Source organism: Arthrobacter sp. Z4-13 (assembly GCF_054792705.1).
The window spans coordinates 1008219-1025590 of sequence record NZ_CP096459.1 but is presented as its reverse complement, the minus strand read 5'-3'; the positions used below and the strand labels follow the sequence as shown (position 1 = coordinate 1025590).

At 64.8% G+C, this 17372-nt stretch carries 14 protein-coding genes and 1 riboswitch; of the genes, 11 read left to right on the top strand and 3 right to left on the bottom strand.

Annotated features, from left to right (window positions below):
* Positions 1-102: 102 nt before the first annotated feature.
* A riboswitch (ZMP/ZTP riboswitch) is annotated at positions 103-188 on the bottom strand.
* A 43-nt stretch (positions 189-231) separates the two neighbouring features.
* The 3 genes from purU to M1E07_RS06600 are packed head-to-tail and all read left to right on the top strand — an operon-like array spanning position 232 to position 2336.
* Positions 232-1092 (top strand): formyltetrahydrofolate deformylase, encoded by an 861-nt coding sequence (gene purU, locus M1E07_RS06610; protein ID WP_461189461.1) that lies wholly within the window; start codon positions 232-234, stop codon positions 1090-1092.
* 25 nt (positions 1093-1117) lie between these two features.
* Entirely contained in the window at positions 1118-1789 is a 672-nt protein-coding gene (locus M1E07_RS06605; protein WP_461189460.1) for a class I SAM-dependent methyltransferase, read from the top strand.
* Between the two features lie 28 nt (positions 1790-1817).
* The gene (locus M1E07_RS06600; protein WP_461189459.1) at positions 1818-2336 is read left to right on the top strand and encodes a gamma carbonic anhydrase family protein; all 519 of its coding nucleotides are present in this window, start codon (positions 1818-1820) and stop codon (positions 2334-2336) included.
* 11 nt (positions 2337-2347) lie between these two features.
* On the opposite strand, the gene M1E07_RS06595 is transcribed toward M1E07_RS06600, so the two are convergent.
* Complete coding sequence (locus tag M1E07_RS06595; RefSeq protein ID WP_461189458.1) at positions 2348-4081, bottom strand: flavin monoamine oxidase family protein; 1734 nt, start codon at positions 4079-4081, stop codon at positions 2348-2350.
* A complete protein-coding gene (locus M1E07_RS06590; RefSeq protein ID WP_461189457.1) occupies positions 4078-5625 on the bottom strand; it encodes an amino acid permease in 1548 nt (515 codons plus the stop codon). The genes M1E07_RS06595 and M1E07_RS06590 overlap by 4 nt, the downstream gene beginning before the upstream one ends.
* Before the next feature lie 110 nt (positions 5626-5735).
* Here M1E07_RS06590 and M1E07_RS06585 point away from each other — a divergent pair, with 110 nt between their 5' ends.
* On the top strand, positions 5736-7364 hold the full coding sequence (locus M1E07_RS06585; protein WP_461189456.1) for a PucR family transcriptional regulator: 1629 nt from the start codon (positions 5736-5738) through the stop codon (positions 7362-7364).
* Here the strand turns inward: M1E07_RS06585 and M1E07_RS06580 are convergent.
* On the bottom strand, positions 7361-8155 hold the full coding sequence (locus M1E07_RS06580; RefSeq protein ID WP_461189455.1) for a nitrilase-related carbon-nitrogen hydrolase: 795 nt from the start codon (positions 8153-8155) through the stop codon (positions 7361-7363). The two genes, M1E07_RS06585 and M1E07_RS06580, sit on opposite strands and share 4 nt — an antisense overlap.
* A gap of 202 nt (positions 8156-8357) precedes the next feature.
* On the opposite strand from M1E07_RS06580, the gene M1E07_RS06575 reads away from it, so the two are divergent.
* From M1E07_RS06575 to M1E07_RS06545, 7 genes are all read left to right on the top strand, one after another.
* Complete coding sequence (locus M1E07_RS06575) at positions 8358-9548, top strand: ROK family transcriptional regulator (RefSeq protein WP_461189454.1); 1191 nt, start codon at positions 8358-8360, stop codon at positions 9546-9548.
* Between the two features lie 131 nt (positions 9549-9679).
* Complete coding sequence (gene mmsA, locus M1E07_RS06570) at positions 9680-11242, top strand: multiple monosaccharide ABC transporter ATP-binding protein (RefSeq protein WP_461189453.1); 1563 nt, start codon at positions 9680-9682, stop codon at positions 11240-11242.
* A gap of 45 nt (positions 11243-11287) precedes the next feature.
* Positions 11288-12574 (top strand): multiple monosaccharide ABC transporter permease, encoded by a 1287-nt coding sequence (mmsB, locus tag M1E07_RS06565; RefSeq protein ID WP_461189452.1) that lies wholly within the window; start codon positions 11288-11290, stop codon positions 12572-12574.
* A 50-nt stretch (positions 12575-12624) separates the two neighbouring features.
* The gene (locus tag M1E07_RS06560) at positions 12625-13722 is read left to right on the top strand and encodes a substrate-binding domain-containing protein (protein ID WP_461189451.1); all 1098 of its coding nucleotides are present in this window, start codon (positions 12625-12627) and stop codon (positions 13720-13722) included.
* Between the two features lie 166 nt (positions 13723-13888).
* Entirely contained in the window at positions 13889-15349 is a 1461-nt protein-coding gene (locus tag M1E07_RS06555; protein WP_461189450.1) for an ABC transporter permease, read from the top strand.
* 2 nt (positions 15350-15351) lie between these two features.
* A complete protein-coding gene (locus M1E07_RS06550; RefSeq protein WP_461189449.1) occupies positions 15352-16059 on the top strand; it encodes an ABC transporter ATP-binding protein in 708 nt (235 codons plus the stop codon).
* A gap of 195 nt (positions 16060-16254) precedes the next feature.
* A complete protein-coding gene (locus tag M1E07_RS06545) occupies positions 16255-17349 on the top strand; it encodes a Gfo/Idh/MocA family protein (RefSeq protein ID WP_461189448.1) in 1095 nt (364 codons plus the stop codon).
* Positions 17350-17372: the final 23 nt, after the last annotated feature.

Below are 17372 nucleotides of genomic sequence, written 5' to 3'. Positions count from 1 at the left end.
CTACCGGCTGGCGCACTTTCACACCTCCTATGACAGGACGTGACGAAGCGCGGGCATGGCGCTGCGGCACTGACGCGAGCAGCCCACTTCCGGCAAGACATGACCCTCGGCCCAGGCGTACGATCCGTGGTCTTCGTGATTGCCGCTCCCTGGTGGTTAGCCACCCAACGCCAGTTGCGACCCTTTCAGCCTACCAAATCCGGGGGCCGCTGCGCGGGTAGGCTTGTACGCGTGAAAGAAGAGCAGCTGAGCCAAGCGTACGTAGTAACCCTGTCCTGCCCGGACCGCCCGGGAATCGTCCATGCGGTGGCCGGCGCCCTGCTGGCGGCAGGGTGCAATATTACGGATTCGCAGCAGTACGGCAGCCCCGCCACGGGCAACTTCTTTATGCGGGTAGAGGTCATGACGACGGTTCCTGCTTCGGAGCTTCGGGTTGCCCTGGAGCCGGTGGCAGAGGCGTTCGGCATGCAGTGGAGTTTCAACGCGGTGGGGCAGAAGGTCCGGACCCTGGTGATGGCCAGCACCGCCGCGCACTGCCTCAACGACCTCCTGTTCCAGCAGCGCTCCGGGACCCTGCCCATTGAGATCCCCGCCATTGTGTCCAACCACCAGGACCTGGCCGGGCTCGCCGAGTTCTACGGCATTCCGTTCCACCACATCCCTGTCACCAGGGACACCAAGGCGCAGGCGGAGGACAAGCTTCGCGCCATCATGGCAGAGCACGATATTGAACTGACGGTCCTGGCCCGCTACATGCAGATCCTTTCCGATGAGCTCTGCACCGAGCTCACGGGCAAGGCCATCAACATCCACCACTCCTTCCTGCCGTCCTTCAAGGGCGCCAAGCCGTACCACCAGGCGCATGCCCGCGGTGTGAAGCTGATCGGCGCAACCGCCCATTACGTGACGGCAGCGCTGGACGAAGGCCCCATCATCGAGCAGGAGGTCATCCGCGTGGACCATGCCCGCACACCGGAGCAGTTCGTCCAGATGGGCCGGAACGTGGAAGGCCGCACACTGGTCCAGGCAGTGCAGTGGCACGCAGAGCACCGGGTGCTGCTGGACGGCAACAGGACTGTCGTCTTCAACTGATGGAACTGAGCCTCAGGGAGGCGCAATGGAACGGGGGGCGGAGGACGGCGAGCGCCGCCTTGCCGACTTCTACAATTGGCGGGCCGCTTCCGGCGCCGACCATCCGCCGTCGCGCAGGCGGATGGAGCAGCGCCAACGCTTCATCGCCCTGCTGAAGTCCGAAGGCCGGCACGCCGTTCTCGAAGTTGGGACAGGGGCCGGACTTGACGGGTTGAGATTCGTGCAGGCCGGCATCCATTACACAGGAGTGGACCTCGCCGAGGGGCAGGTCCGAAAGGCCCGGGCCAGGGGCCTGGACGTATCGGTGGCGAGCGCCAGGCGAATGCCCTTCCCGAACGGCTCGTTCCCGGCGTTGTGGTCGATGAGCACCTTGCTGCACATTCCCGCCCGCGAGATCGACGCTGTCCTGGCCGAGCTGGTGCGGGTCACCGCACCCGCTGCGCCGATCGCCGTCGGCCTCTGGTCAGGGGACGATGTAGAAGTACTGAATCCCGAGGACGAGGTCGAGCCCCGCTTTTTCAGCAGGCGCAGCGACGCAACGGTCCGGGAAGTCTTTGGGCGCCACGGCACTGTCGAGGAGTTTGTCACGTGGCCGGAGGGTACGGGCACAGACTCCGGGCCAGGTGCAGGGTATTGGACGCAGCACTATCAGTTCCTGGTCCTCCGCACCCCCGCGTCGCGTCACCCAAGTAGGTAGCGGGGGCGGATGTCCTAGGCTTGGGCGCATGGCCCCTCTTTACCCTTTCGCCGGCAACTCCCCGGCCGTCCATGATTCCGCTTTCGTCGCGCCCACGGCGTCCATCATCGGCAACGCCACCTTCGCCGAGGACTCCAGCGCGTTCTACGGAGTCTCCGTCCGCGCCGACACTGCCGCAATCACCGTCGGTGCGGGCAGCAACCTGCAGGACAACGTGGTGCTGCACGCGGACCCCGGTTTTCCCTGCATCGTGGGCCAACGGGTCAGCGTGGGGCACGCCGCCGTCGTGCACGGCTGCACAGTGGAGGACGACTGCCTGATCGGCATGGGCGCAACCGTACTCAATGGGGCGGTGATCGGCGCCGGCTCGCTGGTGGCCGCCGGCGCCGTCGTCCTGGAGGGAACCGTTGTTCCGCCCCGCTCACTCGTGGCGGGCGTCCCGGGTAAGGTCCGCCGCGAACTCACGGAAGAGGAGTATGACGGCGTCCGGGCCAACGCTACGCGTTACGTCGAGCTGGCCCGGTCGCACCGGGAGCTGCACGGTTAGTCCCCACCCGCTTAGTCGAGGCTGATCGGGCCGATCTCGTCCAGCAGTTCACCCGGCCCCGGGTTGCCGGGTGCGGAGGAACCACCCAGGTGCTTCAGCACTCCCCACACCGCGTTCAGGCCGGTTGTCACGGCGCCTTCCGCCCACCCGGCGGTGAAGGAGACGTCGTCGCCGGCCAGGAAGATCCCGCGCTGCGCTGCGGGCAGGGCGTCCTGTTTGAAGTGCGTGAACAGCCGCTGCTGGTAGCGGTAGTGTCCCGGCAGGTTGGCTTTGAACGCGCCCATGAAGTTGGGATCGGCCTCCCAGGAGACGGTGATGGGCTGGCCCACGATGTGGTTGGCGATGTCCACTCCCGGGTAGATCTGCTCAAGCGAGTGCAGCATCAGTTCCACCCGCTCGTCGGCGTCCAGCGCCAGCCACTTCAGCGCGTCGTCGTTCCAGGTGTAGGACAGCAGGATGACGGCGGGCTGGTCCGGCCCGTTGTCCAGGAGGTACGTTGCGCGGTTGAGCCGGTCCGTGAGCGTCATCGAGAGCACCTCGTTGCCGGTGTCCGGATCGATGTCCTTCCAGAACGGCCGGTCCACCATCACGAACGTTTTGGAGGACTGCATGTAGTGCGAGCGCTCAATGGCAGTCCAGAGTTCGGCCGGGAACAGGGCCTCCTCCGTGTGAATGCGGGTGGACAGCAGCCAGGACTGGCAGGTGGTGACCACTGCGGGGTAGCTGGCTTCGCGGCCCCACCGTTCGCGGATACGCAGGTTTCCGTCCGGGTCGCGGCTGATCCGGCCCACGGCACCTCGCGGCGAGCCGGAGTGCAGTGACGCCAGCGAGGTTCCTTCCGGCCAGTGCGCCATACCCGACGGCGCGTGCTGCCACAGTGCCTCGGGCAGCCGCTGCGCTCCCCCGCTGATGAGCCGGTGCTGGTCATCAGCGTCGGTGTACACCACGCGCAGGATTTCCAGGATGGAGTTGGGGAAGTCAGTGTCCCAGCCGCCGGTGCCGAAGCCCACCTGGCCGAAGGCTTCCCGGTGGGCAAACCCGGCCTTCTTGAAGGACTCGCTGGCTGCGATGAAACCGTAGAAGGTCTGCTCGTCCATGAGCGGCAGAAGTTCGTTCCAGAGCTCCTTGATCCGTGCCGTGTCCCTGGAGCGGATGGCCTGCTGCATCTCGACAAACTGGGCGCCGTCATTCACGGCAGCCTTCCAGGCATCCGCCACTTCGCGGAAGAACGGCGGAAGGTCGCTTGGCTTTTCCGCATAGTGTTTCTGGCCTGCCAGCTCAATCACAGTGCTGGACGTTGCCGGCGAGAGGGGGTTTGGAAACTCTTCGGTTTCCAGGCCCAGCAGGTCCACGTAGTGGTAGAACGCCTTGCCTGACTCCGGGAAGCGCATGCCGCCGAGGTCCGCCACAACACCGGGCGCCGCGGGAAATGAAGCAGTGCGCAGGCGCCCGCCGATCCGGTCGGCTTCGTACACCACCGGCCGCAGCCCGAGCTTCATCAGCTCATAGGCGGTGACCAGTCCGGAAAGTCCTGCCCCGATGACGGCAACTTCGGTGCCCAGCAGTTCGGGCGGCACACTTCCCAGGCCGTCCGGGTGGGCGAGGTAGTGGTCGTAGCTGAACGGGAAGTCCGGGTTCAGCATCGTGATGGGGCCCGCAGGGGCGCCGCCGGGAGCCGGGGCTGCAGCGGGAGTGGCTGATGTGCTGGACGGGTCTGAAGCCGGCAGTTCGGTGGCGATGGTCATGAAAGGTCTGCCTTCGTCGGTTCGGGGGTTTCCTGGGTTGAAAGTTTTGGTGCGGACAGCGCGCTGTATTCCTCGCTGCTGAGGGCCGCCACCCGTGAGTTGCGGCGTCCGTAGCCAAAGTACGCCGCCACGCCCACCAGCATCCAGAGGGCGAAGACCACCCAGGTATCAGCACCGAGGTTCGCCATCAGGTAGGCGCACATCGCGGCGCCGAGGATGGGCGTGATCGGGAAGAGCGGCACGCGGAAGGTCCGCTCCAGCTCCGGGCGGGTGCGGCGGAGGTAGATGACGGCGACGTTCACCAGGGCGAATGCAAACAACGTTCCGATGCTGGTGGCGTCCGCGAGCGCGCCCAGCGGCACCAGTCCCGCGGTGAGCGCGACGGCGGTTCCCACCAGGAGCGTGCCGGCCACGGGGGTGCCGGTCCGGCGGGAGACGCGGCCAAACACCTTGGGAATGAGCCCGTCACGGGACATCGACAGCAGGATGCGGGTCTGCCCGTAGAGCACTGTCAGGACGATGCTGGCGATGGCCAGGACGGCACCCACTGCGAAGATCAAGGCGATCCAGGGCTGGCCAGTGGTCTCTTCGAGGATCTTCACCAGTGCCGCTTCTGTCCCGTCGAACCAGCCCCACGGCCGGGCGCCAATGGCGGCGACAGCCACCAGGACATAGATGGTGGTGACGATCAGCATGGACAACATAATGGCCCTGGGAAGATCGCGCTTGGGGTTGCGGGCTTCTTCACCCGCCGTGGAGGCGGCGTCGAAGCCGATGTAGGAGAAGAAGACGCGGGAGGCCGCGGCGGAGACGCCGGCGGCACCCATGGGCAGCAACGGCTCGAAGTTGCCTGCGTTGAACGCGGTGAAAGCCACTGCGCAGAAGAACAGCAGGATGCCCACCTTCACCACCACGATGGAGGTGTTGATCCAGGCGCTCTCCCTGGCCCCGCGGACCAGCAGGATGGTTGCGAGCACCACGATGACCATGGCGGGAATGTTGACCACGCCGCCGTCGCCCGGCGGCTGGGACACGGCATCGGGCAGGACGGACCCGAAGACGGCAAGTGTCTCGTTGACGTACTGTCCGGCACCCACGGCAACAGCGGCGACGGATACGGCGTACTCCAGCACCAGGCACCAGCCGCAGATCCACGCCATCCCTTCGCCCATCGTGGCGTAGGTGTATGAGTAACTGGAGCCGGCCACGGGCACCAGTCCGGCCATCTCGGCGTAGGACACCGCGGACAGCAGCGCGGCCAGGCCGGCAATCGCGAACGAAATCCAGATGGCGGGCCCGGCAAGGGGAACGGATTCGCCCAGGATCACCAGGATGCCAGTGCCCAGGGTTGCCCCGACGGAGATCATGGTCAGCTGCAGGACACCGAAGCTGCGGATCAGCCGTGGGCCACCGTTGGTACTTTCCGCCTCGTTGACCATCTGCGCAATTGGCTTGCGGCGCAGCAGCTGGGCGCCCAGTGCCGGACGGGCTGTTGTTCCGGTCGCGCCGTCCGGGGCCCGGCCGGAAAGTGTAGGCACAGTCATCGTTGACGTCCGTTCGTGTCGTTGGCTGGTTGAACTGGTTTTCCCCTCACCCAGAGTAGGGGTGTGAGCCGCATCTCAAGGGAGTGCAAAGTGACCTATAGTGATCACCCATGAGACGTAATGCACCAGCCATCGATGGTAGCCCGGACCAGTTGGACGCGGTCACCCTCGGACAGTTCCTCGCAGCCCTGCCTGCCGAAGTGAGGGTGGTGCACGACGCCGGGAACGGCCAGGTGCCCCTGCGCTGGGTGGAGCCGAGCGAGTTGGAGGACCCCACGCCCTACCTGCTGGACGGCGAGTTTGTCCTCACCGCCGGCCTGCCTTTCAGAGAACACGGAAACGACGACGGCGGCCAAACCGGGAGCGGCAGTGCCGGCCGGGTGGAGGAGTACGTGCGCCGGTTGGTGGAAGCCGGAGTCGCCGCCCTGGGCTTTGGCCTCCAGCCTTACTACGACGCCGTGCCGGACCACGTGGTGGCTGCCTGCCGGCAGCACCGGATCACGCTGGTTGAGGTGCCCGCCAGCGTGCCGTTTGCCGCCCTGGGCCTGGAATTTTCCAAGCTGCTGGAGTCCGGAAATGCCCAGGTGTTCCGGCAACTGGCAGAGACCAACAGGCACCTCATGCGGGCGGTGCTTTCGGCCCGGCCGGAACACGAACTGCTGGCGGCGCTGGCCCGGCGCGTCCCTGTGTGGGCCGTCCTTTTTGGGGCCGACGGCCGCGTTCGTGCCCGGACCGGCGCCGCCGTCGATCTTTCCGAACTCCAGCCCCTCCTGAAGAAACTTCTTACCGGTAGCGGGCCCCGCGTGGAAACAGAAACGCTCGATGCCCCCGGCTCGGGTTTGGTGATGGGCCACCCCCTCAGGAGCAGCAAAGACGCCACCCTGGGCGGACTGGTGCTCGGCGCGGACAAGGCGTTGACTCCGCCGCAGAACAGCGTGGTCTCGTCCGTCGTCGGGCTCCTGGAACTGCTGGTCCGCCAACGGACCAGCGGGTCCCTGGCCCCCAGTCAGCTGGCGACCGCCCTGCTGTTGCACCCCGAGAGCCTCATTGAGGGCAACACCCGGCAGCAGAACGTTTTGAAGGATCTGCTGGCGCAAAGCGTGTCGGGACCCCGGTCCCGCCCGGTCCGGGTGGTCCAGGGCGTGCGGCCGGCGGGTGCCCCGGCCGCGGAGGACGGGCCCGTGCGGGAACTGCTGCAGTGGCGCCGGATCTTCGACAGCAAAATGGTTGAGCTGACCGACTACGGATTCGCGGCAGTCACGCGGCTGACCGTGGATGACCAGTTGGTGGCCGAGGTCGAACAGCTCGGCTGGAGTCTGGTGGTGGGTGAGCCCACTGAATTGTCCGGCTTGCCTGAAACCTACCGCCGCGCCACTTCCCTGCGGCCCCGCGTGGCCGCAACGGGGAAAAGCTCGCGGGTTGAGGAGGTGACCTGGTCCGTGACCGGCCTGCTGGGCAATGAGGCCGGGACCATGCTTGCAGCAAGGCTCCTGGCACCAGTACTGGAGCTGGAGCCCGAACGCCGGGACGTCCAGCTCCGCGTTCTCCGGTCCTGGCTAACGGCGAACGGAAGCTGGGACGCCACGGCCAAGGACTTGGGCCTGCACCGGAACAGCGTGCGGCGCCAGGTGAACTTCATCGCGGAACTGTTGGAAATGGACCTTGGGCAGGCCCAGTCACGGGCAGAGCTTTTGATCGCGCTGCAGTATGTGGATGGCGTGCTTACCGCAAACCCTTAGATGTCCCAGAAGCGGTAGGCATCAGGGCGGCGTTCCTCAAGGTACGGCACCTCGGCGCGGGCCTTTCCGGCGGCGCCTTCGTCCAGTTCCGCGAAAAGGAGCCGGGCTTCCCCGCCGGCCTCGGCCAGCAACCTGCCGTCCGGGCCGGCGATGACGCTGCCGCCAAGGAACCTGCAGCCCTCCTCGACGCCGGAGTGGTTGGCGTAGGCAATGGTCAGCTGGCTCTCCAGTGCGCGGGCACGCAGCAGCACCTGTGGAACGTCCTCGAACCCGTGTGCCAGGGCGGTGGGTACCAGGAGCAGTTCGGCTCCGGCCACGGCCGCGGCCCGGACGGCTTCAGGAAATTCGACGTCGTAGCAGATCACCATAGAGGTAGGCACCCCGTTGAAATTCACGACGGCGGGACTCTCAGCTGCCGGGCTGAAGGCCGCACGTTCGTCCGGACCGAAGAGGTGCACCTTCGAATAACGGAGCAGACTGTTGCCGTCAGCATCGAGAAGCGTGGCGCTGATATGCCACTCCCCCTGCCCGGTGACCTGGGGAAGGCTGTATACGAGGCCAACCTGATGGCGCCGCCCGATGCTGGCAAGCCTCCCGTGCAACTCGGGCAGGCAAGCAGGATCCAGTTCCGCCCGCACCCTGCGTGGTGCATAACCCACGGGAAAGAGTTCGGGTGTCACCAGGACGGCGGCTCCAGCGGCAGCGGCGGCCCCGGCGGCTGCATCGATGGCGGCACAGTTGGCGTCCACATCCATGACACGAGCGTTCGCCTGCAGCAGTGCCAGCAACACAGCGGCCACCTTCCGTCGTCGGACCGGCGTTCAAAAGAAAGCCTGAGAACAGACTAGCCACGGCTTCCGGTGCCCGTCGGGGCCATTTTGCACCGCAAGGCAGCTCACAGAGGGCAGATTATCCTGATCCTTTCATCATTGCGGTGGGCCCTTTGCGTTAACTTCTTGACTACAAGAGTTCCGATGAGGCACTCTTTCAAGCATGCCCGCAACTTCGCGCTCAACGAGGAGCAGACCCAAAAATCCCGGCTCGCAATCCGCCCTGCGGCAATTGAACCAGCAACGGATTATCGAGTCGCTGATGGGCGGGCCTTCCACGCAGGCTGAACTGGCCAGGCAGACCGGGCTTTCCACCGCCACGGTCTCCAACATTGTCAGGATCATGCTCGATTCGGGCCTGGCATCCACCGAACCAATCACCAGCTCCGGCCGGCGGGCGCTCAATGTCAGGCTCAACAGCAACGGCGCGGTGGCAGTCGGGATTGACTTCGGCCGCAGGCACCTGCGCGTGGTCCTGGCCTCCCTGAGCTACCACATCATCGCCGAGGAATCAGTAACCCTGCCGCTCGGCCACCAAGCCGAGGAAGGCATTCAGGCGGCGGTGCTCCTGCTCGACAAACTCCTGGACGAAAACGGGATCGCGCGGAGCGCAGTGGTGGGCGCCGGCGTCGGAATTCCGGGCCCCATCGACCGCCGCACCGGAACCGTGGCCCAAGGGGCAATCCTTCCGGAATGGGTAGGCATCAACATCCTCCAGCATCTGGAGGAACGGCTGAAAATCCCCGTCTTCGTTGACAACGATGCGAACTTGGGCGCGTGGTCTGAAGTGACCTGGGGTCAGCATACCGGGGTCAGCAACCTGCTGTTTTTGAAAATCGGGTCAGGTATCGGAGCCGGCCTCATCCTCAACGGGGCGCCCTATTACGGCAACGTGGGGATCACTGGCGAGATTGGGCATGCCACCATCCACGAACAAGGGCTCGTTTGCCGCTGCGGCAATCGCGGGTGCCTTGAAACCATCGCCTCCACCACCACCATGATTGAGCTTTTGAGCCGCGGTGAGGACCGGCCGCTCAGCCCTGCAGACATCGTGCGCAAGGCCCTCGCCCGTGACTCGGCCACCCTCCGGGTACTCGATGATGCAGGGCTCGCCGTCGGCCGCGCCCTCGGCAATGTTGCCAACCTGATCAACCCCGAAGTGATCGTGGTCGGCGGGCCACTCGCCGGACTCGGCAACCTCCTGCTCGATCCCATCAAAAGGGGCCTGGTAAGGCATGCGGTACCGGTTATTGGGGAGACTACGGCGTTGGCCATGTCCTCGCTGGGCGACCGTGCGGAGGCCCTCGGAGCGGCCGCGCTGGTGTTCCAACACGCCGGCATACGGAAGACCTAGACCGTTTCGTTACCCGGGATATGCGTTAAAGACTTGACGACAAGCGGCGTGATCCAGTTTACTTTTGCATCAGACGGCCCTGCGCTTTGCCGGCCGGACAAAGAAGTCATCGCATTGGAGGGTTAGGGCACATGACGTCCCAGACCACGCAAAACGAGCCGATCATCCTCGAGATGCGGTCCATCACCAAGGAATTCCCCGGCGTTAAAGCGTTGGCCGACGTGAACCTGCGGGTAAAGGCCGGCGAGATCCACGCCATCTGTGGGGAGAACGGCGCCGGCAAGTCCACCCTGATGAAGGTCCTCTCAGGTGTGTACCCCTACGGCAGCTACGACGGCGACATCGTCTACCTGAACCAGGTCCAACAGTTTCGGGATATCCGGGCCAGCGAACACGCGGGCATCGTGATCATCCACCAGGAACTCGCGCTGATCCCGGAGCTCTCCATCATGGAGAACATCTTCCTCGGCAACGAGCCCACAAAACGCGGGGTTATCAACTGGGCCGAGGCCCGGCTGCGTTCCCTGGACCTGCTGGCCCGTGTCGGCCTTCGCGAGGACCCGGACACACCCATCAAGGAAATCGGCGTCGGCAAGCAGCAGCTCGTGGAAATCGCGAAAGCTCTCAACAAGTCCGTCAAGATTCTGATTCTGGACGAGCCCACGGCCGCACTGAACGAGTCCGATTCCCAGCACCTGCTGGACCTGATGCTCGGCCTGAAGGCGAAGGGCATCACGTCCATCATCATTTCGCACAAGCTCAACGAGATTGAGCAGATCGCTGATTCCATCACCATCATCCGTGACGGCAAGTCCATCGAAACGCTGGACGTCAAGGCCGACGGCGTGGACGAGGACCGGATCATCAAAGGCATGGTGGGCCGGACCCTCGAATCCCGCTTCCCGGACCACACGCCGAAGATCGGTGAGGTCTTCTTCGAGGTCAAGGACTGGACGGTGGGCCACCCGAACGTCGCGGACCGCCTGGTGTGCAAGAATTCCAGCTTCTACGTCCGCCGGGGTGAAATCGTAGGCTTCGCCGGGCTCATGGGCGCAGGCCGTACGGAACTGGCCCGCTCCGTGTTCGGCCGCTCCTACGGCCGGTTCATCAACGGCCGGATCTATAAGGACGGCCGGGAGGTCACCCTGAAATCCGTTCGGCAGGCTATTGATGCCGGACTGGGCTACGTTACGGAGGACCGCAAGTCGCTGGGCCTGAACCTGCTGGATGACATCAAAACCACCACGGTAGCCGCCAACCTGCGAAAGATCAGCCACAACTCTGTGGTGGACCCGAACCAGGAATTCACCGTGGCGGAACAGTACCGCAAATCGCTGCGGACCAAGACCCCGTCGGTGGAGGAAGGCGTGGCCAAACTTTCCGGCGGCAACCAGCAGAAAGTGGTCCTGGCCAAGTGGATGTTCACCGACCCGGACCTGCTGATCCTGGATGAACCGACCCGCGGCATTGACGTCGGCGCGAAATACGAGATCTACGGCATCATCCAGCAACTGGCCAACCAGGGGAAGGGTGTCATCGTCATTTCCTCGGAGCTGCCCGAACTCCTGGGCCTTTCCGACCGTATCTACACGATCTTCGAAGGCGCCATTACCGGTGTCCTGGACAAAGACGAGGCCAGTCAGGAAAGCCTGATGAAACTGATGACCTCCGCCCGCAAAGCCGAAGCTGCCTGACCCCCTGGACCACCCCAGAACCTTCCGGACACAAGGACTGACACAATGAACGCCCTCAAGAAGCTCTTTGGCGGAAATACCCGCCAATTCGGCATGATCTTCGCCCTGGTGGCCCTGATCGTCTTCTTCCAAATCGCCACCGACGGCCGGACCCTTACCCCCGGCAACGTCATCAACCTCTTCAACGGCAACTCCTACATCCTGATCCTCGCCATCGGCATGGTGCTGGTCATCATCGCGGGGCACATCGACCTCTCCGTCGGTTCCGTGGCGGCCTTCGTTGGAGTCACCGTGGCCCTCGCCATCCGCGACTGGGGCATCCCGTGGTACGCCGGCGTGCTCCTGGGCCTGGTGCTCGGCGCGGTGATCGGCGCGTGGCAGGGCTGGTGGACGGCCTACGTAGGAATACCGGCGTTCATCGTCACCCTGGCCGGCATGCTCCTGTTCCGCGGCTTCAACCAGTTCGTGGGCAAGTCCAACACCATCCCGGTCCCCAACGACTTCCAGTACCTCGGATCGGGATACCTCCCCGAGGTAGGCCCCAACACCGGGTTCAACAACCTCACGCTGCTGCTGGGCATCGCCGCCGCCGCGTTCGTAGTATGGGGCGAGCTGCGCTCCCGGGCCCGCGCAAAGGCATTGGGAGCCGAGGTACCGGAAATGTGGGTCACGGCCCTGAAGCTGGTCCTGATCTGCGGCGCCATCCTCTACGCCACCTACCTGTTCGCCACGGGCCGCCCGGGCACTTCCTTCCCCATCCCGGGCCTGATCCTCGCGGTCCTGGTTTTGCTGTACGGCTTTATCTCCTCCCGCACCATCCTCGGCCGGCACGTCTACGCCGTAGGTGGCAACCGCCACGCGGCCGAACTGTCCGGTGTCCAGTCCAAGAAGGTCAACTTCCTGGTCATGATGAACATGTCCGTCCTGGCTGGCCTCGCGGGCATGATTTTCGTGGGCCGTTCCACTGCATCGGGCCCGTTCGACGGCGTGGGCTGGGAACTGGACGCCATCGCGGCTGTCTTCATCGGCGGCGCGGCGGTTACGGGCGGCGTGGGGACCGTCATCGGCTCCATCATTGGTGGCCTGGTGATGGCCGTGCTGAACAACGGCCTGCAGCTCCTCGGCGTGGGCGCAGACCTCACCCAGATCATCAAGGGCATGGTGCTCCTGATTGCCGTCGCGTTCGACGTCTACAACAAGAGCCAGGGCAAGAAGTCGATCATTGGCATGTTGACGCAGAACTTCAACCGGCCCTCCGGCGGCGGGCCCAGCAACCCGCTCCAACCCGACGAGACCACCTCCACCAAGGAAGCGATCGCCAGGGAAGCCTGAGCTTTGCAGCCTGAATAGCGTTACACCACCACAAAGAAAGAGAACCAACAATGCGAATGATTGGTAAAGCAGGAAAGGCCGCAGCGGTTGCTGCTATCGCAGCACTGGCGCTGACGGGCTGCGGGCGCTCGGAGCCCGGCACGGGCGGCGGAACCGAAGGCACGGGAGGGTTCGAACAAAACTCATCCATCGGCGTCGCACTCCCGCAGAAGACCAGTGAAAACTGGGTCCTGGCGGAGAAGCTGTTCAACGACGGCCTCAACGGTGCAGGGTTCAAGGCTGATGTGCAGTTCGCCAACGGCGGCGTGTCCGAGCAGCAGAACCAGATCAGCGCCATGGTCACCAAGGGTGCCAAGGTCATCATCGTCGGGGCCATCGACGGCTCGCAGCTGGGCACCCAGCTCAAGCAGGCCAAGGACGCCGGCGCCACGATCATCGCCTATGACCGCCTGCTGCTGAACACCGAGAACGTGGACTACTACGTGGCCTACGACAACTTCAAGGTGGGCGAGCTCCAAGGCCAGGCACTGCTCGAAGGTCTCCAGGCCAAGAGCCCGAACGGACCGTACAACGTGGAACTGTTCGCCGGCTCCCCTGATGATGCCAACGCCAAGGTCTTCTTCGACGGCGCCATGAGCGTCCTGCAGCCGAAGATCGACGACGGCACCCTGAAGGTAGTGTCCGGCCAGACCAGCTTCGAACAGGCCGTAACGCAGGGCTGGAAGGCTGAAAACGCCCAGCGGCGCGCTGACACCCTGCTCACCGGCAGCTACACCAAGGAGTCCCTGGACGGCGTCCTCTCCCCGAACGACACCCTGGCCCGTGCAGTCCTGACCTCCGTCAAGGCCGCCGGCAAGCCGCTTCCCGTCGTCACCGGGCAAGACTCCGAAGTGGAGTCGGTCAAGTCCATCATGGCCAACGAGCAGTACTCCACCATCAACAAGGACACCCGCAAGCTCGTTGAGCACGCCATCACCATGGTGAAGGATCTCCAGGCCGGCAAGGAACTGGAAATCAACGACAAGGACTCCTACAACAACGGCGTCAAGACCGTTCCTGCATACCTGCTGGAGCCGGTCATCGTCACCGCCGCGAACGTAAAGACGGCCTACGTGGACGATCCGGTACTCGGGCCGATCACCAAGTAGACAACCTGACTCACCGAAAAGTCCGGTCCCGCATTTGCGGGGCCGGACTTTTCTGCATTGGTCTTCACAGCGCAAACACAGCTTCGGCCGGTTTACGGCACAGGATGCCGCACGAGAGTGAACCCGAAGCCGGTCTTCCGTCCGGCGCCGGATCCAGAGGAGTAACGTGAGCGTCCTAGCGCGCAGTGTAGGCAACGCCTTCAGAAACAAGGTCCGTACGGCAGCAGTTGTTGCCGTGCTGGCTGTCGCCATCGGCCTGGCGCTGGCCATGCTGGTGGCCAACCAGGCCGTCGCGGCAAAAGTCCAGGAGCTCAACGCCAGCGTCGGCACAGTACTGACCGTCAACCCCGCCGGAGGGCAGGGCTTTGAAGGAGGCGGCGAGCCGCTGACTGCCGAGCAGGCGGCAACCGCGGCTGCCGTGCCCAACGTCAGCGCCGTTGTCGGGACACAATCCCTCCGCCTCCGCAACGCCACCGAAGCCGCCGCCCAGACGGCCTCCGGAACCCAGACCGGCCCCGGCGGCGGGCAGGGCGGCCCGGGCGGGCAGACTTCTGCCACCCTGACCACCAGCCTTGCTGCCGCCGTCGACGCCGGCACGCTGGGCGGCCGCAACCAGGCAGCCAACGGCACCACGGGAACCACCACCACGGAGCCTGTCCGCTCGCTGCCGATCACCGCCACGGGAATCGGCGCGGAAGTGGACATAGCCGGCAAGGCACTCACCATCACGGAGGGCACCGGCCTGGGCGACTACACCGCCGAGTCCACCAGTGCGCTGCTCGGAACCACGCTGGCCGAGAAAAACAGCCTTACGGTCGGGTCCACGTTCACCATCAACGACCAGCCCTACACAGTCGCGGGCTTGTTCGACGCCGGCACCACCTTCGGCAACAACGCCGTCTACGTCACGCTCCCCGCAGCCCAGACCCTCGCCGGGCTTCCGGGTGAACTCGCCAGCATGATCGTCACCGTGGATTCACTGGAGAACGTCGAGTCCACCAAGACTGCCCTGCAGGCCGCGCTTGGCACCGATAAGGCGGACGTCACCCAGGGGCAGAACCTCGAAACAGCCGTCAGCTCACTGGGCAGCGTTAAGAACATCTCCTTCATTGCCTTCGTCGTCGCCCTAGGCACGGCAGGCCTGATCATCCTGCTGATCATGGTGATGCTGGTCCGCGAACGCCGCCGGGAGATCGGAGTGCTGAAAGCCATCGGCGCCCCCAACCGCACCATCGGCCTGCAGTTTGTCCTCGAGGCCCTGGTCCTGGCGGCGCTGGGCAGCGCCGCGGGCGCCACCATCGCCTCCTTCGCCAGCGGCGGCATCGCGTCTGCGCTGATCAGCACCAACAGCACCACCACGACGGCGGCTCCCCCTACCGGCCGCGGGGCCGCGATGGCCGGCGCTGCCGGTGGCGCCGGACTGCCGGGGGGCGCCGGCTTCCCCGGCGGCCAGGGCGGACCCTTCGGCGGGGCGTCGCAGCTGCTCACCTCCGTCACTGCCAGCGCCTCCCCCGGCGTCATTGCAGCCGGGATCGGCGCCGTCTTCGGCGTCGCCATCATCGGCGCGCTCGTCCCGGCGCTGCTCACTGCGCGCATCCGTCCCATCGAAGTCCTGCGAGGAGAATAGCCATGATTGAAGTCAAGAACCTGGTCCGTACGTTCAACTCCGGTGACCGCACCATCAAGCCGGTCAATGACGTCAGCTTCGAACTGGAGCAAGGAACCCTTGCCTCGATCGTCGGCAAGAGCGGCAGCGGCAAAAGCACACTGTTGTCCCTCCTGGGCGCCCTGGACAAACCCACCAGCGGCGACGTCGTCGTCAACGGCGTGAGCCTGGCCAGCATGCCGGACGGGAAGCTGACCGAATACCGACGCCGGGACATCGGCTTTGTCTTCCAGCAGTTCAACCTGATTCCCAACCTGTCGGCAGTGGACAACGTGATGCTCCCGATGGAGTTCGCAGGGATGCGGAAGGTAACCCGGTTGCAGCGCGCCAAGGACCTGCTGATGCAGGTGCAGCTCGATCCGGAAAAGCACGACCGGCGCATTAACAGGCTCTCAGGCGGCGAGCAGCAGCGCGTGGCCATCGCGCGGGCCCTGGCCAACGAGCCCAAGCTGATACTGGCCGATGAGCCCACGGGTAACCTGGACGAGCAGACGGGTGACCACATCATCGAGCTCCTTAGCTCGCTGAGCCGGGACTACAACACCACCATCCTCGTGGTCACCCACGACCGCGCGCTGGCCAACAAAACGGACCGGCGGTTCCGCCTACAGCAGGGCAAGCTGACAGAGGAGCCGGTGCGGAACCGGGCTGTGGTTGCCGCCTCTGTCTAGCCGTTTAGACGCACGAGCGGGCACTAAGCACTGACAGGTAGGGGGAGGGCCAGTAGCGTGGCCCTCCCCCTCCCCCCGATTTCCGCCCGCTGTTCCCAAACCCTCCATCACGTTTCGTGGCGTTTCCTTCAACCCTCCATCACTTCCTTCGAGTACTGCCGGCCGCTCCAGCACTCCGGTGAGAGGATGGTCACCATGAATGCGCCTATCTCCAAGCCGTGGCTTTCCAGCCAGTCCGACCAGGATCCCCGCTCCGCCACGGGAGCAACCCTCCGCTGGGGCGTCATCGCCACGGGCGGCATAGCCCGTTCGGTTTCAGAGGACTTGGCCTTGTTGGCCGATGCAGAGCTGTATGCCGTCAGCTCACGGGGACAAGACACGGCCGATGCCTTTGCCGCCATGTACGGGTTCGGTCAGGCATACGGCGACGACGGCGGGGCTCACGGCTACCAGAGGCTGCTCGCGGATGATGCAGTGGATGTGGTCTATGTGGCGACACCGCATGCGCAACACCACGAGATCGTGCTGGCCGCGCTCAACGCGGGCAAACACGTCCTGTGTGAAAAGGCATTCACCATCAACGCCAGGGAAGCCGCCGAGCTCATCGACCTTGCCCGGTCCCGGAAACTCTTCCTGATGGAGGCAGTTTGGAGCCGGTTCCTGCCGGGCATGCAGCGTGCCTTCGAGATCGCGGCCTCAGGCGAGATCGGGGATATCCACTGGGTGACGGCAGACCTTGGTTTCCCCGCCCCCTACTCATCCACCGCCAGGCTCTGGGCCAGACGGGACGGCGGCGGTGCCCTGCTCGATCTTTCGGTTTATCCACTGCTTTGGGCGCTGGGGACCCTGGGTTTTCCGCAGACTGTCAGTGCCACAGGACATATCAATGACGACGGCGTCGACGCCCAGAACGCAATGACGCTCGGCTACAACCACGGAGCGCAGGTACAACTGACTTCGTCACTGCTAGCACATGGCCCGCGCACCGCCACAGTGGCCGGCAGCAAGGGTTTCCTGCAGAGCATCGGATCTATCAACAACCCGCGGGAACTCGTCATTGGAACAGGGCGGGACGAACGCCGGGTTGAAGCCTTCGACGTGGTGGGCCGCGGGTATGCCTACGAACTGCGAGAGGTGACACGGTGCATCCAGCAGGGCCTCATCGAAAGCCCGGTTATGCCGCTGGAGGACACATTGAACACGATGCGCCTGTTCGATGGAGTGCGGGCGCAGCTGGGGGTCAGCTACCCGAACGATGAACGGCAAGCCACCAAGGTGACACGGCCGTAAAGAACTGAAGTACCGCGTCAAGG

Excerpts from the sequence above, each read along its gene's own strand:
- M1E07_RS06605 (WP_461189460.1), top strand. The coding sequence starts at position 1,118 with ATGGAACGGGGGGCGGAGGACGGCGAGCGCCGCCTTGCCGACTTCTAC.
- M1E07_RS06600 (WP_461189459.1), top strand. The coding sequence starts at position 1,818 with ATGGCCCCTCTTTACCCTTTCGCCGGCAACTCCCCGGCCGTCCATGAT.
- M1E07_RS06595 (WP_461189458.1), bottom strand. The coding sequence starts at position 4,081 with ATGACCATCGCCACCGAACTGCCGGCTTCAGACCCGTCCAGCACATCA.
- M1E07_RS06590 (WP_461189457.1), bottom strand. The coding sequence starts at position 5,625 with ATGACTGTGCCTACACTTTCCGGCCGGGCCCCGGACGGCGCGACCGGA.
- M1E07_RS06585 (WP_461189456.1), top strand. The coding sequence starts at position 5,736 with ATGAGACGTAATGCACCAGCCATCGATGGTAGCCCGGACCAGTTGGAC.
- M1E07_RS06575 (WP_461189454.1), top strand. The coding sequence starts at position 8,358 with ATGCCCGCAACTTCGCGCTCAACGAGGAGCAGACCCAAAAATCCCGGC.
- mmsA (WP_461189453.1), top strand. The coding sequence starts at position 9,680 with ATGACGTCCCAGACCACGCAAAACGAGCCGATCATCCTCGAGATGCGG.
- mmsB (WP_461189452.1), top strand. The coding sequence starts at position 11,288 with ATGAACGCCCTCAAGAAGCTCTTTGGCGGAAATACCCGCCAATTCGGC.
- M1E07_RS06560 (WP_461189451.1), top strand. The coding sequence starts at position 12,625 with ATGCGAATGATTGGTAAAGCAGGAAAGGCCGCAGCGGTTGCTGCTATC.
- M1E07_RS06550 (WP_461189449.1), top strand. The coding sequence starts at position 15,352 with ATGATTGAAGTCAAGAACCTGGTCCGTACGTTCAACTCCGGTGACCGC.
- M1E07_RS06545 (WP_461189448.1), top strand. The coding sequence starts at position 16,255 with ATGAATGCGCCTATCTCCAAGCCGTGGCTTTCCAGCCAGTCCGACCAG.